We start from the raw sequence: 21,628 nt of genomic DNA on the forward strand, positions 1-21,628 counted from the left end.
GGCACCGTCGGCGCGGGGACGAGCGCATGGCCGAGGGGGAATGCACGCGCCCCTAGGATGGGTCGTCGGGTGCGTCGTCCGAGCGCCCGTCGCGGCATCCCGACTGCCCGACACATCCGGGGAGTTCCACTTATGGCGCTGATCGTCCAGAAGTACGGCGGTTCGTCCGTCGCCGATGCCGAGAGCATCAAGCGGGTCGCCAAGCGCATCGTCGACACCCGCCGCGCGGGCCACGAGGTCGTCGTGGCCGTCAGCGCCATGGGCGACACCACCGACGAGCTGCTCGACCTCGCCGGACAGGTCGCGCCCATCCCCGCGCCGCGCGAGCTGGACATGCTGCTCTCCAGCGGAGAGCGCATCTCGATGGCGCTGCTGGCGATGGCCATCCACTCGATGGGCTTCGAGGCGCGGTCCTTCACCGGCAGCCAGGCCGGCATGATCACGGATGCCACCCACGGAGCGGCCCGCATCGTCGACGTCACCCCGGTGCGTCTGCGCGAGGCGCTGGACGAGGGCGCGATCGTCATCGTCGCCGGGTTCCAGGGCTTCAACCGCGACACCCGCGACATCACCACGCTCGGCCGCGGCGGCTCCGACACCACCGCCGTCGCGCTCGCCGCGGCGCTGAACGCGGACGTCTGCGAGATCTACAGCGACGTCGACGGCATCTTCACCGCCGACCCGCGCGTCGTCCCCCTCGCCCGCAAGCTCGACCGCGTCGGCAGCGAGGAGATGCTCGAGCTCGCCGCCAACGGGGCCAAGGTCCTCTACATCCGCGCCGTCGAGTACGCGCGCCGTCACGGCGTCCTCATCCACGCGCGGTCCACGTTCAGCTCGGGCGAGGGCACGTGGGTGCTCGACGCCTCCAAGAAGTCCCCGCTCGTCCCCGAGGGAGCCACCATGGAAGAGCCCATCGTCGCCGGCGTCGCCACCGACCTCAGCCAGGCCAAGATCACCGTCATCGGCGTCCCCGACGTCCCCGGCAAGGCGGCCGACATCTTCAAGATCGTCGCCAAGTCCGGCGCGAACGTCGACATGATCGTGCAGAACGTCTCGGCCGCCGCCACCGGGCGCACCGACATCTCGTTCACGCTGCCGAAGGCCGACGCCACCGCCGCGCTCAAGGCGCTCGCGGGGGAGCAGGGCGAGGTCGGGTTCGCCAGCCTCGTGCACGACGACCAGATCGGCAAGCTGTCGGTCGTCGGCGCGGGCATGCGCACGCACTCGGGCGTCTCGGCGACGCTGTTCGAGGCGCTGAGCATGGCCGGCGTCAACATCGAGATGATCTCGACCTCCGAGATCCGCATCTCGGTCGTCGTCCGCGGCGTCGACCTGGCCGAGGCCGCGCGTCTCGTGCACACCGCGTACGGTCTGGACGGCGACGCCGAGGCGACCGTCCACGCCGGCACCGGCCGCTGACCTGACGCCTCGCGGGGTCCGGCGCGCGCGTCCGCTCTCGTCGAACTCCTGAGTTTTCCCGCGCGGCCGCCCCTTCCGCGGCGTATTTCCGCCACTCGGCGCTGCATTCCGGACCGATTCTCCGGAGTTCCGCGGGGGCGAGGACGCCCCCCGGCGTTCGCGCTAGTCTGACCCGGACGCCGCGCTCGCGGCATCCATCCACCCGAACATCCGAGGTACCCGCATGACCCGCATCTCCGATTCCGGAATCTCGCTCGCCGTCGTCGGCGCCACCGGCCAGGTCGGCACCGTCATGCGCGAGATCCTCGCGGAGCGCTCGTTCCCGATCCGGGAGCTGCGCCTGTTCGCCACCGCGCGCTCCGCCGGCACCACGGTCGAGTTCGCCGGGCAGCAGATCGTCGTCGAGGACGTCGCCACCGCCGACCCCGCGGGCATCGACGTCGCCCTCTTCTCCGCCGGTGCCACCGGCAGCCGCGCGCACGCGCCCCGATTCGCCGAGGCCGGCGCGACCGTCATCGACAACTCCAGCGCCTGGCGCATGGACCCCGAGGTTCCGCTCGTGGTCAGCGAGGTGAACCCGCACGCGATCGACCAGGCGGTCAAGGGCATCATCGCCAACCCGAACTGCACCACCATGGCGGCCATGCCCGTGCTGAAGGTGCTCGACGCCGAGGCCGGTCTGGAGCGCCTCATCGTCAGCACCTACCAGGCCGTCAGCGGCTCGGGCCTCGCCGGTGCGCAGGAGCTCCTCGGCCAGGTCGAGGGCGTCCTCGCCCAGGGCGACGTCGAGCGTCTCGTCCGCGACGGCTCGGCGCTGGACTTCCCGGCGCCGCAGAAGTACGTCGCGCCCATCGCCTTCGACGTCATCCCGTTCGCGGGCAACCTCGTCGACGACGGGCAGAACGAGACCGACGAGGAGAAGAAGCTCCGCAACGAGAGCCGCAAGATCCTCGAGCTGCCCGACCTGCGGGTCGCCGGCACCTGCGTCCGCGTGCCCGTGTTCACCGGGCACTCGCTCAGCATCAACGCCGAGTTCGCCCGCGACATCACGCCCGACCGTGCGCGCGAGCTGCTCGCCGACGCCCCCGGCGTCCGCCTCGAGGAGGTGCCCACGCCGCTGCAGGCCGCCGGCGCCGACCCGAGCTTCGTCGGCCGCATCCGCGCCGACCAGTCCGCCCCCGAGGGCAAGGGCCTCGTGCTGTTCATCAGCAACGACAACCTGCGCAAGGGTGCGGCCCTGAACGCGGTGCAGATCGCCGAGCTCGTCGCCGAGCGTCTGGGCGCGCGCGCCTGACCACCGGCATCCGGATGCCTCCGGCCCGCTCTCCCGCGGCCGGAGGCATCTCCTTTGTCTCGATGTCGAAGGGACGTTTCTCTCGATGTCGAGAGACCTCCCAGGGCCCGCCTAGAATCGTCGGGTGACTGAAAACGTCGACGTTCTCCTCATCGGTGGCGGCATCATGTCCGCGACGCTCGGCACCCTGCTGAAGGACCTGCAGCCGGACCTCAAGATCGCGGTCGTCGAGCGCCTGAGCGAGGTCGCCCAGGAGAGCTCCAACGCCTGGAACAACGCCGGCACCGGCCACGCCGCCCTCTGCGAGCTCAACTACATGCCCGAGGGCAAGGACGGCTCGCTCGACCCGTCCAAGGCCGTCGCGATCAACGAGCAGTTCCAGCAGAGCCGTCAGCTGTGGGCCTCGCTCGTCGCCCGCGGCGTGCTCGACGAGCCGTCGACCTTCATCAACGCGACCCCGCACATGACCTTCGTGCGCGGCGAGAAGGACGTGGCGTTCCTCCGCAAGCGCTACGAGGTGCTCAAGCAGCAGCCGCTGTTCGCCGGCATCGAGTACAGCGAGGATTCCCGCGTCATCAACCAGTGGGCGCCGCTGCTCATGCACAAGCGCCGCAAGGGCGAGCCGTTCGCGGCCACGCGCGTCCCGGCGGGCACCGACGTCGACTTCGGCTCCCTCACCCGCCAGCTCTTCGCGGACCTGCGCGAGAAGGGCGTCGACGTCGCCACCAATCACGACGTCAAGAAGCTGAAGAAGCTCAAAGACGGCACCTGGCGCGTCAGCTACCGCCACGTCATCGGCGGCACCCCGGGCACGATCAACGCGAAGTTCGTCTTCGTCGGCGCGGGCGGCTGGGCTCTCAAGCTCCTGCAGCGCTCGGGCATCCCCGAGATCAAGGGCTACGGCGTCTTCCCCATCGGCGGCCAGTGGCTCAAGACCAGCAACCCCGACCTGGTCGCCAAGCACCGCGCGAAGGTGTACTCCCAGGCCTCCGTCGGCGCGCCGCCCATGTCGGTGCCGCACCTGGACACCCGCGTGGTCGACGGCGAGGCGTCGCTCCTCTTCGGCCCGTTCGCGACGTTCAGCCCCAAGTTCCTCAAGAACGGCTCGATGCTCGACATCGTCACGCAGGTGCGCCCCCACAACATCCTGCCGATGCTCAAGGTCGCCATCGACAACCCCGGCCTCATCAAGTACCTCGTCAGCGAGCTGCTGAAGAACCACGCGAAGAAGGTCGACAGCCTCCGCGACTTCATGCCGTCCGCGAAGGACGAGGACTGGGAGCTGCTCGACGCCGGGCAGCGCGCGCAGGTCATGAAGCGCGACAAGCAGAAGGGCGGCGTGCTGCAGTTCGGCACCGAGGTCGTCACCTCGAGCGACCGCTCCATCGCGGGTCTGCTCGGTGCCTCGCCGGGGGCCTCGACGGCCGTCTCGATCATGCTCGGCCTGATCAAGACCTGCTTCCCCGAGCGCATGCCCGAGTGGGAGCCGCGTCTGCGCGAGCTCATCCCGAGCTACGGCGAGACGCTCAACACGCGTCCCGAGGTCGCCCGGCGCGAGCTGGATGCCACGGCGCACGCGCTCGCGATCAACGCCTGACCTCGTCGTGGCGAAGCTGTACTTCCGCTACGGGGCGATGAACTCGGGCAAGTCGACGGCTCTGCTGCAGGCGGCGTTCAACTACGAGGAACGCGGGCAGCGCGTGCTGCTGGCCAAGCCCGCGATCGACACGAAGGGCGCCGACCAGATCGACAGCCGTCTCGGCGTCTCGCGCCCCGTCGACTTCCTCGTCGACCCGGACGACGATCTGCGGACGGAGTTCCGCGCGGTGGCGGGCGACGCGGCCGCCGGTGCGGAGCCGGTGGCCTGCCTCCTCGTCGACGAGGCGCAGTTCTTCACCCCCGCGCAGGTCGACGACCTCCTGCGGATCGCCGTGCTCGACGGCATCCCGGTCCTCGCCTACGGAATCCGGACCGACTTCCGCACCGAGGCGTTCCCCGGCTCCGCGCGCCTCCTCGAGATCGCGCACAGCCTCGAGGAGCTCAAGACCATCTGCCGCTGCGGCCGCAAGGCGATCTTCAACGCGCGTCTGATCGGCGGCCAGTTCGTGTTCGACGGCGACCAGGTCGCGATCGACGAGGAACAGGATGCCGGCGAGGTGACGTACGAGTCGATGTGCGCCGTCTGCTATCTGTCGGCCTCCGGCGGCAGGCTCGACGGCAACTGACCGGCGCGCAGCGGTGCCGCGCTCCGGGACAGACGGGCGGCGGCCGCGTCCACCGACCCCGCGCACCCCGTTCGGGTGACGTTTCTCCGGAGCCCGGCACGCCATCCGGCCGCGACCGGGCCGGTTCGCGCAGCACCGTTCGGTAGCCTGGGGGCATGCGTGTTCTGCTCGCCGGCGGTGCCGGTTACATCGGTGCCCACACGGCCGTCGCTCTCCTGGATGCCGGACACGAGGTCGTCCTCCTCGACGACCTGTCGGGGACGCACGCGGTCGCGGCCGAGCGGGTCGCCGCGATCACCGGCAAGTCCGCCCCGCTCGTCGTGGGCGACGCGTCCGACGAGGCGGTCGTCGCCGCGGCGTTCGACGCGCACGGGCCCATCGACGCGATCATCCACCTCGCCGCCTTCAAGGCCGTGGGGGAGTCGACCCAGAAGCCGCTGGAGTACTACTCCAACAACCTCGACACGACGTTCTCCCTCCTGCGCGTGGGGATCGCCCGCGGCATCCGGAGCTTCGTCTTCTCGAGCACCGGGACGGTGTACTCCGACCCGGCCGACCTCCCGTTCACCGAGGAGTCGACGACGAGCGTCGACCTGTCGAACGCGTACAGCAAGTCCAAGCGGATGAACGAGGTCGTCCTCGCCGATGTCGCCCGGGTGAACCCCGAGCTGAACGTGACCGTGCTGCGCTACTTCAACCCCGTCGGCGCGCACCCGTCCGGCCTGATCGGCGAGGACCCCGCCGGCATCCCGAACAACCTCATGCCGTACGTGTCGCGCGTCGCGATCGGGTCGCTCGACGAGATCGGCGTCTTCGGCTCCGACTACGACACCCCGGACGGCACGGGCCTCCGCGACTACATCCACGTCGTCGACCTCGCCGAGGGGCACGTCACCGCGCTCGAGAAGGCGCAGCCGGGCCACCAGGTCTTCAACCTCGGCACGGGGCGTCCCGTCAGCGTGCTGGAGCTCGTCGCGTCGTTCGAGAAGGCCGTCGGCCACGAACTGCCGAAGAAGATGCTCGACCGTCGACCCGGCGACGTCGCGGCGACGTACTGCGACCCCGCGAAGGCGGCCGAGGTGCTCGGGTGGCGCACGCGTCTGACGATCGACGACGCCTGCCGCGACTACTGGAACTGGCAGACGAAGAACCCCGCCGGCTACGCGACCGCCGAGGACTGACCGCCGCGTAGGGTGGGGCCGTGTGGTCCGGCCACACCGGACCCCGGCGACGAGGAGAGGGATGCCATGCCGACCGACGCCCCGCGCGCCTGGCAGATCGTCCTGGAACGCATCGAGGGAGACCTCCGCGACGGTCGTCTCGTCCCCGGCGACCGGCTGACGCCCGAGCGGGAGCTCGCGACGCAGCTCGGGGTCGGCCGGTCGAGCGTGCGCGAGGCCATCCGCGTCCTGGAGGTGCTCGGCGTGGTCCGGACGGCCACGGGCTCCGGTCCCAGCGCCGGCGCGATGATCGTGACGACCCCGCGGGGTGGCCTGGCCGCGTTCCTCCGCCTGCAGGTCGCGGCGAGCGGCTTCCCGATCGCCGACGTCGTCCGCACCCGCATCGTGCTGGAGTGCGATGTCGCAGAGAGCCTTGCCGGCCGGACGGCGGACCTGGCGGAGGTGCACGGGATCCTGGATGCCATGGACGACCCCGCTCTGGCCGCGGGGGAGTTCCTCGCCCTCGACGCCCGCTTCCATCTCGCTCTCGCGGAAGCGTCCGGCAACGCCGTGGTCGCCGCGATGATGGCGGGGCTGCGCAGCTCGATCGAGTCGTACACGCAGCTCGGCGCCGCACGGATGCCGGACTGGGATGCCACCGCGCACCGCCTCCGCGAGGAGCATCGCCGCATCGTGCAGGCGGTCACCGACGGCGACGGCGCCGCCGCGCGCGCGGTGGTGACGGCTCACATCACGGACTACTCGCGGCAGGTCGCCGCGGCCATCGCGCGGGTCGACGCCGGCGAGCCGCCGTCGGAGGAGGTCGCTCCCGTCCCCGCGGCGGGCGCCCGCGACGCCCTCGCGCGCGTCCCCGCAGTCCCGCCCGGTGATGCCGGCGCCGTCCGAGAGGAACGTCCATGACCGATCGCCCCGTCCGCCCGCCGCGCCCGCAGCACGTGCTCGAGGTGACCTCGAGCGAGTGGGTGACGCCGCACATCGTGCGCCTGCGGGCGACGGCCGCCGACCTGTCGGCCTTCCGGGAGAGCCCGTACACCGATCGCTACGTCAAGATCACCTTCGTCAAGCCGGAGCTGGGACTGGAGCCGCCCTACGATCTGCCGGCGCTGCGCGAGAACCTCGCCCCCGAGGACCTCCCGGTCACGCGGACGTACACGATCCGCGAGGTCACCGACCGTGACCTGGCGATCGACTTCGTCGTCCACGGCGACGAGGGCCTCGCCGCGCCGTGGGCCGCACGGGCGGTGCCGGGCGATCGGCTGGTCGTCTCGTCGCCCGGCGGCGGCTACGCCCCTGATCCGTCGGCGGACTGGCACCTGCTCGCGGGCGACGACTCGGCGCTGCCGGCGATCGCGGCGGCGCTGGAGGCCTTGGCCCCGGATGCCACCGGCACCGCGTTCATCGAGGTGCAGGGGCCGGACGACGAGCTGCCGTTGACCGCGCCGGGCGGCGTGGACGTCGTGTGGCTGCACCGCGGGGAGGCCGTGCCGGGGACGTCGTCCGTGCTCGTCGACGCGGTCGCGGCGTGGGCGCCGCAAAACGGTCGCGGGCACGTGTTCGCCCACGGGGAGCGCGAGGCGATGAAGGGCCTGCGCGATGTGGTGTTCGGGCGCTGGGGTCTGGCGCGCGACCAGGTCTCGCTGTCCGGGTACTGGGCGTACGGGCGCACCGAGGACCGTTTCCAGGCCGAGAAGCGCGAGCCGATCGGTCAGATCATCTGACGCGACGGCCCGGCGTCTCTCGTCGGCCGCTGTCCGGCGCGGGTCAGGCGGGCGCGGCGGGACGGCCGGCGTCTCGCGTCGGAGGCCTTCCCGCGCGGGTCAGGCGCGCGCGGGCAGCGTGGGGATGAGCGCGTCCAGGTAGGCGGCGGTGTCCTCCCAGCCGTGCACCGCGTGGCACTCGACGCCCATCGCGAGGACGGGGTAGTCGTTGCCGTCCGGGTCGAGGCGGTCGCCGACGAACAGCATGTCGTCGAGCGGGATCCCGGTGGCCTCGACGAGCTGGTTCATGCCGTAAGCCTTGTCGATGCCCTGGTGGGTGATGTCGACGGAGGTGGAGCCGCCGGAGCGGACTTCGAGGTCGGGGATCCGGGCGGCGACGGCCTCGCGCAGGCTGTTCTTCTTCTCACCGGTGGGGTCCCACGCCATCTTGGCGTCGAGCGGCGCCTTCTGCCCGAGGGCCGAGAAGGTGATCTGCGACCCGCGGTCTTCGAGGATGTCGCCCCACGGCTCGGCCTCCCACAGCCCGAGGCGCTCCGCCTCCTCGCGGACGGCGGTGAGGGCGCGGGTCTTCTCGTCGTCGGTCAGCGAGCGGGCGTAGACGGTCTCGATGCCGTCGGACGTCAGGCGGTAGTACTGCGTGCCGCACGTGGGCATGAGGTGGAAGTGCGACAGGATCTCGTCGCTCGTCTCGGGCAGCCGGTCGATCACCTGGGTGCGGAACTGCTGCAGCTGACCGCCGGAGATGATCGCGACCTCGACGCGCTCCGCGAGGGCGAGGAGCAGATCGCCGATGCGGGGGTCGATGGCCGTCTTCGACGGGGCGAGCGTGTCGTCGAGATCGAAGGCGACGAGGCGAGGCGAGGTGTCGGACACAGGGCTCCTATCGGACGACGCGATTTCGATACACGAAAGGCTCCGCCCGTGGGCGGAGCCTCTCTGCGGTCGGGGTGACAGGATTTGAACCTGCGGCCTCGTCGTCCCGAACGACGCGCGCTACCAAGCTGCGCCACACCCCGTGAGCAACCCTACGATTCTACCCTCTTCCGACCCGTGCTCCGAACCACCGTGCGCTCCGGGCGCGTCCCCCTCCCGTCGGCGCCGGGCGGACGACGACGCGGGGACCGGTGCACGGCGACGAGCGGGACCGCTGGACGGCGGCGCGGGGACCGCTGTACGGCGGCGGGGAGGTGCGGCGGACGGCGACGAGCGGGACCGCTGGACACCGACGAGGAGGCGCGGCGGACGGCGACGGAGAGGCGCGGCACGGCTCGCGCTCGACCGCACCGCGCCTCCCGGGGCCGTCAGACGCAGGTGCGCCTGCGGTGCACGACAGCGGCGATGACGCCGCCGACGAGGGCGAGTGCCGCGCCGCCGGCGGAGAGTCCCGCCAGGGCCGTGCCGTCGGTTCCCGTGGTGGCGAGCGCCGCCGGTGCAGGGGCGGGGGCGGGCGGTGTCGTCTCCTCGACGACCGGCGGGGTCGACACGGGCGTCGGTGTGGGCGTGGGGGAGGGCGGCGGCGCCGGTGCCCACTGGGACGTCTGCGCCGGTTCGGCGAAGCGCTCGCGCCAGACGTAGTCCGTCGGCAGGTGGGCTGCGACCTCGGCATCCTGAGCGGCCCGCTCGATGCGCCAGACCGCGATGTAGACCCCGGGTCCGGGGACGGCCTCCTCCGTCGACACGGACACCGTGCCGACGCCCGTGGACGGGTCGCTCACGACCTGCAGCGAGGAGACGGGCGACAGGCCGTCGGGGATGTCGTCGGACTCCGCGGGGAACGCCGACGTCCGGTAGAGGTCGGCCGTCGCCCGGATCGGAACGGGTGTGCCGTCCGCCCGCTGAGGCCAGACGCCATCCTCGGTGACGAAGGTGACGGCATCCACGAACCGCCCGTCGTCGTCCATGTGCGCCCGGGTGGTGATGCGCGGCGCGAAGCGCACGGGGCGCGGCGCCGCGTCTTCGCCGGTCACCTCGAAGACCGTCATCCCGCCGGGCCCGGCCGTCTCCTGCTGACCGGTGGTCACGAACAACCGGACCGCGGCGGAGCGCGAGGCGAACGTGCCGCGAGCGCGGACCGTGTAGGGGCGGAGGTCGCCGTCGGGATGCGCCGCCGTGATGGCGAACACCTCGCCGTCGTGCACGCCGCCGCGGTCGGGGCTCCCCGTGTCGCTGAAGACGGCGTTCTCCAGATGGAGCTCGCCGGTGGCGTGCGGGTCGACGTCGGCGGTGACGGTGCCGCGGGTGGGGTCGTCACCGTCGGTGGTGAGCACCAGCGAGCCGTCGGTGCGGGGCGGTGTGATGGCGGCCGCTTCGGCGAGGTACTTCTGCGCGAGCTCTTGGATGGCGGGGTTGGCGTCTGGGGCGACGCGACGCATGATCCAGTCGATCGCCTCGGGGAACGAGTCGCCCGTGTATCCCCACGAGTGCAGCGTCGTGTCGAGGTCGGCGATGGCCTTCACCGCCCAGCCGACCGCGGCCGCCTGTACGGCGTCATCGGTCTGCCCGTACGTGGACACGAGGTGGTTGATGGAGACCAGCTGCTGCGGACTCATGCCGTTGGCGTCGGTGCTGATGCCCATGTCGGTGCTCGTCCCGGTCGGGACGGGCTCTCCGGGATTGACGCAGTACGTATGGGAGTCGCCGGCGATCATCGAGCCGTGCCAGCCCTGCGAGGACAGCGGGGCCCAGGTGCCGAATCCCGAGCCGCGGTCGGCGCCGTGCGCGGTCGGGGCGGCGAGGGCGACGCCGACGATCGCCGCACCGGCGAGCGCCAGCCCGAGCAGCCGGCGTCGGGGCCCGTGGGCGGGTGGGGGATGGTGCATGTCGAGAGTCCTTTCGTCGAGGAGCCTCGATCGTGTCGGTCCGGACGGTCGCCGCGATGGCGAAAGGGGCCGATCCGTGAAGGATCGGCCCCTTTCGGTGGCTGGGGAGGAGACGTCAGCGCGGCAGCAGCGTGACGAGCGACACCTCCGGCCGGCAGCCGAAGCGCACCGGCGCATAGATCGAATGACCGAGTCCGGCGCTCACGTTCAGCGGGACCGTGCGTCCGCCGTGCGTCCACTCGCTGAGCCCGCGGGCCTGGTCGAGCGGGATGTCGCAGTTGGCCACGAGAGCCTTCCGCGAGAACGGCACGCGGACCTGTCCGCCGTGCGTGTGTCCGCCGAACAGCACGTCGGCGCCCAGGTCGACGAACTCGTCCAGCGTGCGACGGTACGGCGCGTGCATCACCCCGAGCGTCAGGTCGGCGGCATCCAGGGTGTCCAGGATCGGGGGGAGGAGCTCCGGGTGGTCCCACTTCCGATGCGCGTCGTTGACGCCCATCGCGGTGATGCGGGTGCCCTTCACCTCGAACGACACGGCGGTGTCGTCGAGGAGGTGCCAGCCGAGGTCGTCGCCCAGGAAGCGGTCGAGCGCACCGACATCGAGGTGCTTGTGCTTCGGCTGCGTGCCGGACGGGCCGAGGAAGTAGCGCAGCGGGTTCCGCGGCGACGGCTCCTGGTAGTCGTTCGACCCGTGGACGAACAGACCCGGGATGCCGCGGAGCGGCGCGAACGCCGTCCGGATCCCCGTCAGTCCGTCGCGGTGTCCGAGATTGTCGCCGGTGTTGACGACGAGATCCGGCTCGAGCTCCGCCAGCTGCGCCATCCACTCCTGCTTGCGGTGCTGCCAGGGGGCCATGTGCGCGTCGGAGACGTGCAGGACGCGCAGGGGCTCGGCGCCCTTGGGCAGCACCCGCAGGGCGTGGTACCGGACGGTGAACAGGTAGCGCTCGATGCCGACGCCCCACACCGTGGCCCCGACAGCGGCCGCCCCCGCGACCCCGAGGGGTGCGAGGGCGGCCTTCAGGACGGGGCCCGTCATCCGCAGTTCTTCGCGATCACGTCGATGGCGATCGGCGTGTTGCGGTTGGTGCTGGTTCCGGGGCCGGGGTTGGTCCCCGTGGCCTGGCCCTGGTCCGGCGCGTCCGGCTGCGTGACGCAGTTGCCGAGACTGAGGCTCGTGAACCCGGCGCCCTGGAGGGTCGCCGTGGCCTCGGGCAGGCTCTGCCCGGCCACGCTCGGGACCGTCGCTGCCTGGCCGTTGCCGGGGCTCAAGGTGATGGTCGAGCCGGCGCCCGCCTGACCGCTCGGGGTCTGCGAGGCCACGGTGTCGGGACCCGACGACGAATCGATCGGGTCGCCGATGGCCACCGAGAAGCCGGCCCGCTCCAGGGTCGCGCTCGCATCGTCGATGCTCTGCCCGACCACGTTCGGCACGTCGCGCAGGATGCGGCGCGTCAGCGTGTTGTCGGGCTGCGGGAAGCTCTCGCCCCCGTAGAACTCGTCGGCCGCCTGCTGGATGTCGCGAGCGATGGGGTATCGGACGTTGTTGAGGGTGCGGCCGTTGTAGCGCTTGTTGAAGATGCTCTCGAGCCCGGTGTAGTTACCCGCCCAGACCGCCGTGGTCACGTTGGTGGACGACTCGATCATCCACGAGTTGACCGCTTCGTGCGTTCCGGTCTTGCCGAGCACGGGCGTCCCGTCACCCGGATTCGCCTGCGACCCGGTTCCGCCGCTGGTCATGACGCCCTGCAGCGCGAAGGCGGCGGTCGCGGCGACCTCGGGGCTGAGCACGGGTGTGCACGACCTCTCCGGCGCGGGGCGCTCCGCACCCTTGTTGTCGGTCACGCGGTCGATGACCTTGGTCTGGCAGTAGGTGCCGCCGTTCGCCACCGTCGCGTACGCGCCCGCCATCGCCAGCGGCGAGACGGCGTCGGAACCGATGACGTTGTTGCCGAAACGCATCTCGATGTCCTTGCCGGTGGCCAGCGTCACACCCATCTTCTTCGCCGTCTTGGCGATGTCGCACAGGTCGAGCTGAGCGGCCATGCCGAGGTATCCGGTGTTCAACGACTGTCGCGTGAACTGCATGGGGGTGCCCACGTAGCCGGACTGCTGATCGAAGTTGCGGATGCGCGCGTTGTCCGTGTTGACGTAGTTGCCGTAGCAGGAGTTCTTCATGTTCGGAACGGGACCGTCACGGCCGTTCACCGGCTCGTTGACGGAGCGGCCCTGTTCGAGCCAGTCGACGAGAGTGAAGAGCTTGAAGGTCGAACCGGCGTTGAATCCCTGCGAACCGCCCTTGTCGAGGTCGCCCGCGAAGACGATCGACGTCGAGCCGGGATCGTTGGCCGCTACTTCGGCGTCCTGCGTGAACTTCGTGTTCTGCGCGAGGGACAGCACGCGACCGGTCTTCGACTCGACGTTCACCGCCGTCGATCCGAATCGCATGCCCTCGACGGACTGCGGCGCGTAGTCGCTCATCGCGGTCTGCGCCGCATCCTGCATGCGCAGGTCGAGGGTCGTGTAGATGTTCAGACCGTCCTGGCGGAGGGCCCGCTGGCGGTCGTCCTCGGTCTCGCCGAAGGCGGGGTCGTCGAGGATCGTGGCGACGACGTACTGGCAGTAGTAAGGAGCGACCGAGCTGGCGCAGCCCTGCGACGGCTGGGTGATCTGCGGCGTGATGGGCTCGATCGCGGCGGCCACGTACTCCTCGTGCGTGATCTTGCCGGTCTCCTCCATCTGGCTGAGGACGTACAGCTGACGACCCTTGGTCGCGCTGTAGCCGTCGGCGGCGGTGAGGAGCTGCTCCTGCGTGATCTCGCCGTTGTCGAGCAGCGTGTACAGCGCCTGGATCGTGCTGCGGTCGACGTCGTCGATCGAGCCGTCGGGGGCCTTGTTGTAGCCGATGGTGCCGTCGGCGCTGAAGATGGAGCCGTTCGGCAGGTCGATGCGGAAGCGGTTCGGGTTCTGCACCATGCCGGCGAGCATGGCCGACTGGCTGACGCTGAGCTGCGAGGCGGGCACGCTGAAGTAGTACTTGGCCGCGGCGTCGATGCCGTAGGTGGTGCCGCCGAAGTTCGCGATGTTGAGGTAGCCGAGGAGGATCTCGTCCTTGGTGTAGCGCTTCTCGAGGCTGATGGCGTAGCGCATCTCCTGCAGCTTGCGCTGGTAGCCCTCAGGGCCCTCGGCCTGGATCGCCTCGGTCGCGCAGGACCGCAGGACCTCGTCGCGGGTCTGCGCGGGCTGCGTGTCCGTGGCCTCGGTGGCGCGCGCGTTGCGCTCGCACCGCTGCACCAGCACGTTCTTCACGTACTGCTGGCTGATGGACGAGCCACCCTGCGTCTGCCCGTTGGCCGCGTTGTTCAGCAGCGCTCGGGTCGTTCCGATGAGGTCGATGCCGCCGTGCTGGTAGTACCGGGGGTCCTCGGACGACAGGACGGCGTCGTACATGACGGGCGCGACCTGGTCGAAGGTGACGGGGGAGCGGTTCTGGTCGAAGAACTGCGCGAGTACCTGGTCGCCGGCCCAGAGGGTCGTCGGGAGCATGAGCTCGTCGATCTCGAGGTAGTCGGGCATGCTGTCGAAGATCGAGATGGCGCTGTTCGCCGCGGCACCGGACACGGCGATGGCCGGGGTGACCGCCGCGGTCACGAGGACGCCGGCCGCCGCGCTCAGGCCGACGAGGCCGACGATGCCGCCGAGCACACCGTTGGCCGTTCGTTTGTTCTCAGGCATAGGCTTGATGCTAAGCGACGTTGCTGGGCGATGCCTCGAAGGCGTGCGCTCGCGCGCGTACGCGTCCACCATCGCGCTCGCTCGTCGAGCTGACCCGCCGGGAGCCTCGTATGACCACGTGGGAGTACCTCACCACGCCGCTGCTGATCCACAACACCGCCGCGATCCTCAACAACTGGGGCAAGCAGGGCTGGGAGCTGGTGCAGGTCGTCACCGGCCCCGAAGGCGGTCTCGTGGCCTACTTCAAGCGCCCCACCGGCGGCGGCGCCGCCAACGCCGGACTCGGCGCGGCGGAGACCGCGGCCCGTCAGTTCGAGGGCCAGCAGTGACCGTTTCGGAGCGTCTCGCCGATCTCGGCGTCGACGTCCCCGCGGTCGTGCCGCCCGTCGCCTCCTACATCCCCGCGAAGCGCCACGGCGACCTCGTCTACACCTCCGGGCAGCTCCCGATGGTGCAGGGCGCGCTCCCCGCGACCGGCAAGGTCGGCGAGACCGAGGGCCTCGTCGCGCCCGCCGACGCGAAGGACTACGCCCGCCAGTGCGCCCTGAACGCACTCGCCGCGGCCGCCGCGCTCGTCGGCGGAGTCGACAACATCACCGGCGTGCTCAAGCTGACCGGCTTCGTGGCATCCGTCCCCGAGTTCACCGGGCAGCCCGGCGTCATCAACGGCGCGAGCGAGTTCCTCGGCCAGGTCTTCGGCGAGGCGGGGGCGCACGCGCGCTCGGCGGTCGGCGTCCCGGTTCTGCCGCTGGACAGCCCCGTCGAGGTCGAGGTCGTCTTCACCGTCGCCTGATCCTCATCGTGAGACCGAGAAGGTCCCGGATGCCGCTCGCCGTGGCATCCGGGACCTTCTCGTCTTACGCGGTGGGCAGGGCCGGAGTCAGATCCGTGCGGGTGAAGTCGTCGCCGACGAACAGCAGCGGTTCGCGGCGCTCGGCGGCGAGGGCGTAACTGAAGCAGTCGCCGAGGTTCAGCTGGGCCGGGTGGCCGGATCCGCGGCCGTAGTCCCGGTACGCCTGCCGTGCCCGCGCCGCGCGCGCGGCCGTGAACGGCACGATCTCGGGGTCGATCGCGGCGATCAGCGCGTCGAAGCGCGCCGCCCTGACCGGGTCGCCGCCCTTGTCGGCGACGATCGTGGCCTCGACGAGCGTGGCGGCCGAGAGGGCGGGCCGCTCCTCCGCGGAGAGTACGGCGAGGATGGCGTCGGCCGTGCCCTCGGCCTGCAGCACGGCGATGAGCGCCGACGTGTCCACGATCATCGGGGGAGCCCGGCATCGTCGTAGAGGTCGCGCTCGGCGGCGCGGAGGTCGACGCCGGCGAAGGCGTGCTGCGCGGCGGCCGCCGCCCGGGCGATCCGTGCCGCCCGGTCCTCGGCGGAGGGGGCGGCGTCGAGGGCGTCCAGGGCGGCGCGGACGGCGAGCTCCACCGCGGAGGTCTGACCGACCCCGAGGCGCGCGGCGAGCTCGCGCACGGCCGCGTGCACGCTCTCGTTCTTGATGTTCAGGCTCACGGTGGAAGTCTACCCGTACCGTCTTACCGTCTACCCTCATTCGGCGCGAACGGAGAAGGTCCCGGATGCCGCTCGCCGTGGCATCCGGAACCTTCTTCTCTCACCGCGTCACTTCACCTGCGCGCTGATCACGCTCATCACGGCGGTGTCGGCGAGCGTCGTGGTGTCGCCGACCTCGCGGCCCTCGGCCACGTCCCGCAGCAGGCGTCGCATGATCTTGCCGGAGCGGGTCTTGGGCAGTTCGCCGACGATGTACACGTCGCGGGGGCGGGCGATCGGGCCGATCTGCTCACCGACCCAGCGGCGCAGCACGTCGCCCAGGCCCTCCACGGGGTTCTGCTTCAGGTACCGGCTCTTGATGATGACGAACGCGACGACGGCCTGGCCGGTGGTCTCGTCCGACGCGCCCACGACCGCCGCCTCGGCGACGCCCTCGTGTCCGACGAGCGCCGACTCGATCTCGGCCGTGGACAGGCGGTGGCCCGAGACGTTCATGACGTCGTCCACGCGGCCGAGCAGCCAGACGTCGCCGTCCTCGTCCAGGCGGGCGCCGTCGCCGGCGAAGTAGTAGCCCTTGTCGGCGAACTTCTCCCAGTAGGTCTCCTTGTACCGGTCCGGGTCGCCCCAGATCCCGCGGAGCATGCTCGGCCACGGCTCGGTCACGACGAGGAGGCCGCCGTTGCCGTTGCCCACCGGCTCGCCCGCGTCGTCGACGACCGCGATCGAGATCCCGGGGACGGGCACCTGGGCGGACCCCGGCTTGGCCTCCGTGACGCCCGGCAGGGCGGAGATCATGATGGCGCCGGTCTCGGTCTGCCACCAGGTGTCGACGATGGGCGTCTGGTCGGCGCCGATGATCTCGCGGTACCAGACCCAGGCCTCCGGGTTGATGGGCTCGCCGACCGAGCCGAGCAGGCGCAGCGACGACAGGTCGAAGGTCTGCGGCACGTCACGGCCGATCTTCATGAACGACCGGATCGCGGTCGGCGCGGTGTAGAAGATCGTGACGCCGTGCTTCTCGATGAGCTCCCACCAGCGGCCCGGGTGCGGGGTGTCGGGGGTGCCCTCGTACAGCAGCTGCGTCGCGCCGTTGGCCAGCGGACCGTACGTGACGTACGTGTGCCCGGTGATCCAGCCGATGTCGGCCGTGCACCAGTAGACGTCGGTCTCGGGGTGCACGTCGTGCACGACCCGGTTCGTGAACGCCGCCTGGGTCAGGTATCCGCCGGAGGTGTGCAGGATGCCCTTCGGCTTCCCGGTGGTGCCCGACGTGTACAGGATGAAGAGGGGGTTCTCGGCCGGGAACGGCTGCGCCTCGTGGACCGTGGATGCCACCGGCACCACGTCGTGCCACCAGATGTCCCGCCCGTCGTTCCACTCCACCTCGTTCTCGCCGCGCCGCACGACGAGCACGTGCTCGACCGTCTCCTGGACGCCGGAGCCGTTGCGGTCGGCCAGCGCCTGGTCGACCGCGGGCTTGAGCGGCGACACCTTGCCCTTGCGCCAGCCGCCGTCCGCGGTGATCACGAGCTTCGCGCCGGCGTCGTCGATGCGCGCGCGGAGGCTGTCGGCGGAGAACCCGCCGAAGACGACGGAGTGGACGGCGCCGATGCGCGCGACGGCCAGCATCGCGGCGATGGCCTCGGGGATCATCGGCAGGTAGATCGCGACGCGGTCCCCGCGCTCGATGCCGAGGTCCGTCAGGACGTTCGCGACACGCTTCACCTCGTCGGTGAGCTCGGCGTAGGACACGTTCCGGGTGTCGCCCGGCTCGCCCTCCCAGCGGAGGGCGATGCGGTCGCCGTTGCCGGCCTCGACGTGGCGGTCCAGGCAGTTGTACGCGACGTTGAGCTCGCCGTCGGCGAACCACTCCGCGAACGGGGGGTTCGACCAGTCGAGCACCGTGGTGAACGGGGTATGCCAGTGCAGCTCCCGCGCCTGGTCGGCCCAGAAGCCCTCGCGGTCGGCCGCGGCCTTCTCGTAAAGGGCCGCGTCGGCGACGGCCGCGTCGGCGAATCGGGCGGACGGCGCGAAGCGCCGCGTCTCGGTGAGGAGGTTGTCGATCTGGCTGCTCATCGCGGCGCTCCTTCGCGTCATGATCGGAATCGACGGATGCCGCACGGCGTGCGCCATCGTCACCCGGTCAGGCTAGCCACGCGTGGCGTCGGGCGAATACCCCCGATAGTTGGCATGGCGCGCGAGGACGACACCGCTGATATATCGGTGTGAATAGACGTGTCGCGAGTTGGCTCGGGCTCCGGGTGTGCATAAAGTAGGGGCGCCCGAACATCGCTTCCGGCATCCGCGTCGGTGGGAGCCCCCCAACATTCCGCCGGCGCGTGGCGGCATCCCTCGCCCCCCACTGATGGGATGCCGCCCCCTTCTTCTTTCGGCCCCGCGCCGCGTCTTCAGGCCCTTTCCGCCGCGTTCCGCCGGCCCCGGGTCGTGGTCCTCTCCTTCCCAGGTGGGGATCTCGTCGAACCGTTCACCGAACGGCTTTTCTTCCCGGCGGGAGAGGTAGCCCGCTCCGTATCGTCCCGGGCATGCCGCTTCCGACATCCCCTCCCCAGCCCCCTGGCGGGGACTCCCGCAGCCTCGTCCGCGAGGACCTCCGCAGCGCCGATGCGTGGCGGGACCCCGCGCTGGCGTTCCTGCGACCGTTCCTCGATGACGACGCCGTGACGGACGTGTTCGTCAACGGCGAGGCGGGGCTGTTCGTCGACCACGGCGACGGACCGCAGCGCATCCCGGGCTGGTGGGCGCCGGAGGCGGACGTCCGTCGGCTGGCCGTGCGTCTGATCGCGATGGGCGATCGTCATCTCGACGACGCCTCGCCGTGCGTCGACGTGCGTCTGCCCGACGGCATCCGCGTCCACGCGGTTCTCGCCCCGATCGCGACCTCGGGGACCGCGATCTCCATCCGGGTCGCCCGGTGGGCGGCACCGGACCTCGACCGGCTGCAGCGGACCGGGATGTTCGACGCCGTCGGGCGCGCTCGGCTCGAGGGTCTCGTCGAGGGACGTGCGAACGTCCTCGTCACGGGTGCCACCGGCGCCGGCAAGACCACTCTTCTCAGTGCGCTGCTCGGTCGGGTGCCCGCACGCGAGCGCCTCATCACGATCGAGGAGGTGGCGGAGCTGCGGCCCCGCCATCCCCATCACGTGGCCCTGGAGGCGCGTCAGCCCAACCTGGAGGGCGCGGGCGGGATCGACCTCGCGCGTCTCGTGCGCGAGGCGCTGCGGATGCGCCCCGACCGGCTCGTCGTCGGCGAGTGCCGCGGCCCCGAGATCCGCGACCTGCTGATGGCGCTGAACACCGGGCACGACGGCGGTGCGGGGACGCTGCACGCCAGCGGCCTGGGGGAGGTGCCGGCGCGGCTCGAGGCGCTGGGAGCCCTGGCCGGAATGGATGCCACCGCCACCGCGCGTCAGGTGGCGAGCGCGATCACCTGCGTCATCCACGTCGAACGCGGACCGCGCGGACGCCGGATCGCAGGTGTCGGACGCCCCGTCGTACGGGACGGGCGGCTGGAGATCGCGGGGGAGTCGTGGTGAGCTCGCGCCGGCGCGACCGGATCGACGCCGCCGTCCTGGAGACGACGTTGCGGCTGGCGGTCGTGCTGTCGGCCGGGGTGACACCGGTCCGGGCCTGGGCGCTCGTCGCCGAACGGTCCGACCTCTCCGGAGAGGTCGCGCCGGTCGTCCGCGGGGCCGCCGCCGCGCTCCACGCCGGTGACGACGCGTCCGCGGTCCTCCGTCGCGGGGGAGAGGAGTGGCACGCGCTCGCGGCGGTGTGGCAGGTGGCGGCGACCGTCGGTGCGCCGCTGTCGGAGACGCTGCGCGACACCGTCGGGGCTCTGCGGGATGCCGCCGAGGTGCGCGACGACGTCCAGGTCGCGCTCGCCGAGCCGCGGTCGACGGCGCGTCTCCTCGGCTGGCTCCCCGTCCTCGGGGTCCCGCTGGGCGGCGCGCTCGGCGTCGACGTGTGGGGTGTGCTCACCGGCGGGACGGTCGGCGTCGTCTGCCTGGTCGGAGGCGTCGGCCTCGTCGTCGCGTCCCGTCTCTGGGCGCGGACGCTCGAGCGCCGCGCCCGTCCCGGGACCGAGGTGCCGGGACTGCGTGCGGAGCTGTTCGTCGTCGCCCTGGCCGGCGGGGTGTCGGTGGATGCCGCGCGCGCGCTCGTCGAGCGGGCTCTCCCGCCCCCGCGCGATGTCCGGTCGTCGCGGCGACGACGGGAGGAGCCCGGCGGGGCGGGCGACGCGGAGCAGGGCCGGCGAGAGGTCGACGAGGCGCTCGCGCTCTCGGAGCGCGCCGGCGCGCCCGCCCGCGAGCTGCTGCGCGGCACCGCCTGGCTGCAGCGCCAGCGCGCCCGGTCGGCGGGGCGGACCGCAGCGGCGGAGCTCGCGACGCGGCTCCTCGTGCCGCTCGGCGTCTGCACCCTGCCGGCGTTCCTCCTGCTGGCGGTCGTGCCCATGATCCTGGCCGTCGTCCGATCGGAGGTGCTCCCCTTCTGAGGCCCCGCCGCATCCGTCGTCGAACGCGCATCCCTGTCCACCGCGAGAACCGCCCACCCCTGAAAAGAGGAGACCCCATGTCCGTCGTCCGCCGCCTCGTCCCCGTCCGCCGTGCCGCAGCTTCTCGGCCCCCGGCCGCCCTGCCCGAGTCCGCCCTGCCGCCGCTCACGACGTCCCACGCCCGAGCGACCTTCCTCGACGAGCGCGGGGCCGCCACCGCCGAGTACGCGATCGCCACCATGGCGGCCGTCGCCTTCGCCGGTCTGCTCGTCGTCATCATGCGGTCCGACGAGGTGCGCGGCATCCTCACCGACCTCGTCCGCCGCGCGCTGACGGTCCAGTGAGGCGCCGCAGCCGTTCCGGGGTGCCGAGGGAGCCTCACCGCCGCCGCCCCGCGGTGCCGCCGGAGCCTCGCCGCAGCCGCCCCGCGGTGCCGCCGGAGCGCGGAGTGCTCGACGAGCGCGGGGCGGCGGCCGCCGAGTTCGCGGTCGCCGTGCCCGCCGTGCTCGTCGTCCTCGCCCTGGGGATCGGCGTGCTGAGCGCCGGGGCGACGGCGGTCCGGCTGCAGCACGCGACCGCGGATGCCGCCCGCCTCCTCGGACGCGGCGACGACGGGTGCCGTGCGATCGACGTGGTGGCGCGCGCCGGTGCCACGGCGCAGATCGCCCGCACCGACGGCATGGTGTGCGTGTCGGCCGCGGTGGCGGTCCCGTTCGGGCTGCCCGATCTCACGGCGCGGTCGTGCGCCCTGGACGGTGGGCGATGAGGACCCGCGACCGAAGCGGCACCCGGTCCGCCCGCCCGTTCGTCGGCAGCCGTCGTCGACGGCGGTGCGGCGGGCCGGACCCGCGGCATGGGGACCGCTGATGGCGGGCACCGCGGCGACGGTCGGCGTCACGGCCGCCCTGGCGATCCTCGCCGTCGGCACGTGCGCGGTGGCCGGTGCGGCGCTCCACGCGCAGCGGCTCGCCGGAACCGCGGACGCGGCCGCGCTCGCCGCCGCCGACACGGTCAGCGGTGCCGTCCCCGGCGACCCCTGCACGGCGGCGGAGCGGGTCGCCGCGGCCGGCGGCGCGCGGCTCGACGCGTGCGAGCTCGACGGGCTGGTAGCGACCGTGACGGTCGGATCGGCGTACGGTGGGATTCCGCTCGATGCGCGCGCTCGGGCCGGCCCGCCCCGCCGGTGACCCCCGCGACCCGGATTCCGGACAGGA

Annotated in this window: 21 protein-coding genes and 1 tRNA gene; 14 read left to right on the plus strand and 8 right to left on the minus strand. The window is 71.9% G+C overall.

All coding sequences use genetic code 11. The annotated features are described in order from the left end of the window. Positions 1–132 precede the first annotated feature (132 nt). The 7 genes from MRBLMI1_RS00245 to MRBLMI1_RS00275 all read left to right on the plus strand — a co-directional run bounded on the left by MRBLMI1_RS00245 (position 133) and on the right by MRBLMI1_RS00275 (position 7,837). Positions 133–1,419, plus strand: coding sequence for an aspartate kinase (locus MRBLMI1_RS00245; RefSeq protein WP_367726129.1), 1,287 nt, complete (start codon positions 133–135; stop codon positions 1,417–1,419). Between the two features lie 223 nt (positions 1,420–1,642). Next, positions 1,643–2,713, plus strand: a complete 1,071-nt coding sequence (locus MRBLMI1_RS00250; protein WP_367726130.1) for an aspartate-semialdehyde dehydrogenase — start codon at positions 1,643–1,645, stop codon at positions 2,711–2,713. Between the two features lie 124 nt (positions 2,714–2,837). Next, on the plus strand, positions 2,838–4,310 hold the full coding sequence (locus MRBLMI1_RS00255) for a malate:quinone oxidoreductase (RefSeq protein WP_367726131.1): 1,473 nt from the start codon (positions 2,838–2,840) through the stop codon (positions 4,308–4,310). A gap of 7 nt (positions 4,311–4,317) precedes the next feature. Further along, positions 4,318–4,938 carry a thymidine kinase gene (locus MRBLMI1_RS00260; protein WP_367726132.1) on the plus strand — a complete coding sequence of 207 codons (621 nt, stop codon included), beginning with the start codon at positions 4,318–4,320 and terminating at the stop codon, positions 4,936–4,938. A gap of 155 nt (positions 4,939–5,093) precedes the next feature. Beyond that, entirely contained in the window at positions 5,094–6,119 is a 1,026-nt protein-coding gene (gene galE, locus MRBLMI1_RS00265) for a UDP-glucose 4-epimerase GalE (protein WP_367726133.1), read from the plus strand. A 66-nt stretch (positions 6,120–6,185) separates the two neighbouring features. After that, entirely contained in the window at positions 6,186–7,019 is an 834-nt protein-coding gene (locus tag MRBLMI1_RS00270) for a FadR/GntR family transcriptional regulator (protein ID WP_367726134.1), read from the plus strand. After that, a complete protein-coding gene (locus tag MRBLMI1_RS00275; RefSeq protein ID WP_367726135.1) occupies positions 7,016–7,837 on the plus strand; it encodes a siderophore-interacting protein in 822 nt (273 codons plus the stop codon). The genes MRBLMI1_RS00270 and MRBLMI1_RS00275 overlap by 4 nt, the downstream gene beginning before the upstream one ends. A gap of 99 nt (positions 7,838–7,936) precedes the next feature. Here MRBLMI1_RS00275 and MRBLMI1_RS00280 read toward each other — a convergent pair whose 3' ends face one another. From MRBLMI1_RS00280 to MRBLMI1_RS00300, 5 genes are all read right to left on the minus strand, one after another. Continuing rightward, positions 7,937–8,710 carry an HAD-IIB family hydrolase gene (locus tag MRBLMI1_RS00280; protein ID WP_367726136.1) on the minus strand — a complete coding sequence of 258 codons (774 nt, stop codon included), beginning with the start codon at positions 8,708–8,710 and terminating at the stop codon, positions 7,937–7,939. A gap of 69 nt (positions 8,711–8,779) precedes the next feature. Beyond that, positions 8,780–8,853 (minus strand) — tRNA-Pro (locus tag MRBLMI1_RS00285). A gap of 285 nt (positions 8,854–9,138) precedes the next feature. After that, complete coding sequence (locus tag MRBLMI1_RS00290; RefSeq protein ID WP_367726137.1) at positions 9,139–10,656, minus strand: hypothetical protein; 1,518 nt, start codon at positions 10,654–10,656, stop codon at positions 9,139–9,141. Positions 10,657–10,771: 115 nt separating this feature from the next. Then, a complete protein-coding gene (locus MRBLMI1_RS00295; protein ID WP_367726138.1) occupies positions 10,772–11,695 on the minus strand; it encodes a metallophosphoesterase in 924 nt (307 codons plus the stop codon). Then, complete coding sequence (locus MRBLMI1_RS00300; RefSeq protein ID WP_367726139.1) at positions 11,692–14,391, minus strand: transglycosylase domain-containing protein; 2,700 nt, start codon at positions 14,389–14,391, stop codon at positions 11,692–11,694. The genes MRBLMI1_RS00295 and MRBLMI1_RS00300 overlap by 4 nt, the downstream gene beginning before the upstream one ends. A 110-nt stretch (positions 14,392–14,501) precedes the next feature. Here MRBLMI1_RS00300 and MRBLMI1_RS00305 point away from each other — a divergent pair, with 110 nt between their 5' ends. Further along, the gene (locus MRBLMI1_RS00305; protein ID WP_056229468.1) at positions 14,502–14,720 is read left to right on the plus strand and encodes a hypothetical protein; all 219 of its coding nucleotides are present in this window, start codon (positions 14,502–14,504) and stop codon (positions 14,718–14,720) included. Beyond that, entirely contained in the window at positions 14,717–15,184 is a 468-nt protein-coding gene (locus MRBLMI1_RS00310) for a RidA family protein (RefSeq protein WP_367726140.1), read from the plus strand. The genes MRBLMI1_RS00305 and MRBLMI1_RS00310 overlap by 4 nt, the downstream gene beginning before the upstream one ends. Positions 15,185–15,248: 64 nt before the next feature. Here the strand turns inward: MRBLMI1_RS00310 and MRBLMI1_RS00315 are convergent, their stop codons facing one another. The 3 genes from MRBLMI1_RS00315 to acs all read right to left on the minus strand — a co-directional run bounded on the left by MRBLMI1_RS00315 (position 15,249) and on the right by acs (position 17,977). Continuing rightward, positions 15,249–15,650, minus strand: coding sequence for a type II toxin-antitoxin system VapC family toxin (locus MRBLMI1_RS00315; protein ID WP_367726141.1), 402 nt, complete (start codon positions 15,648–15,650; stop codon positions 15,249–15,251). Further along, entirely contained in the window at positions 15,647–15,901 is a 255-nt protein-coding gene (locus MRBLMI1_RS00320) for a type II toxin-antitoxin system VapB family antitoxin (protein ID WP_367726142.1), read from the minus strand. The genes MRBLMI1_RS00315 and MRBLMI1_RS00320 overlap by 4 nt, the downstream gene beginning before the upstream one ends. Positions 15,902–16,009: 108 nt before the next feature. Then, a complete protein-coding gene (acs, locus tag MRBLMI1_RS00325) occupies positions 16,010–17,977 on the minus strand; it encodes an acetate--CoA ligase (protein WP_367726143.1) in 1,968 nt (655 codons plus the stop codon). Positions 17,978–18,444: 467 nt separating this feature from the next. Here acs and MRBLMI1_RS00330 point away from each other — a divergent pair, with 467 nt between their 5' ends. The 5 genes from MRBLMI1_RS00330 (at position 18,445) to MRBLMI1_RS00350 (ending at position 21,601) form a co-directional block, all read left to right on the plus strand. Next, positions 18,445–19,455, plus strand: a complete 1,011-nt coding sequence (locus MRBLMI1_RS00330; protein ID WP_367726144.1) for a TadA family conjugal transfer-associated ATPase — start codon at positions 18,445–18,447, stop codon at positions 19,453–19,455. Further along, positions 19,452–20,414, plus strand: coding sequence for a type II secretion system F family protein (locus MRBLMI1_RS00335; protein ID WP_367726145.1), 963 nt, complete (start codon positions 19,452–19,454; stop codon positions 20,412–20,414). Before MRBLMI1_RS00330 ends, MRBLMI1_RS00335 begins: the two co-directional genes overlap by 4 nt. A 77-nt stretch (positions 20,415–20,491) precedes the next feature. After that, positions 20,492–20,758 (plus strand): DUF4244 domain-containing protein, encoded by a 267-nt coding sequence (locus MRBLMI1_RS00340; protein ID WP_414685728.1) that lies wholly within the window; start codon positions 20,492–20,494, stop codon positions 20,756–20,758. Between the two features lie 104 nt (positions 20,759–20,862). After that, on the plus strand, positions 20,863–21,180 hold the full coding sequence (locus MRBLMI1_RS00345) for a TadE family protein (RefSeq protein WP_367726146.1): 318 nt from the start codon (positions 20,863–20,865) through the stop codon (positions 21,178–21,180). 100 nt (positions 21,181–21,280) lie between these two features. Further along, positions 21,281–21,601: an Rv3654c family TadE-like protein gene (locus MRBLMI1_RS00350; protein ID WP_367726147.1), complete on the plus strand. Its 321-nt coding sequence runs from the start codon at positions 21,281–21,283 to the stop codon at positions 21,599–21,601. Positions 21,602–21,628: the final 27 nt, after the last annotated feature.

The sequence above is a fragment of the Microbacterium sp. LMI1-1-1.1 genome, assembly GCF_040815675.1.
Lineage (GTDB): Bacteria > Actinomycetota > Actinomycetes > Actinomycetales > Microbacteriaceae > Microbacterium.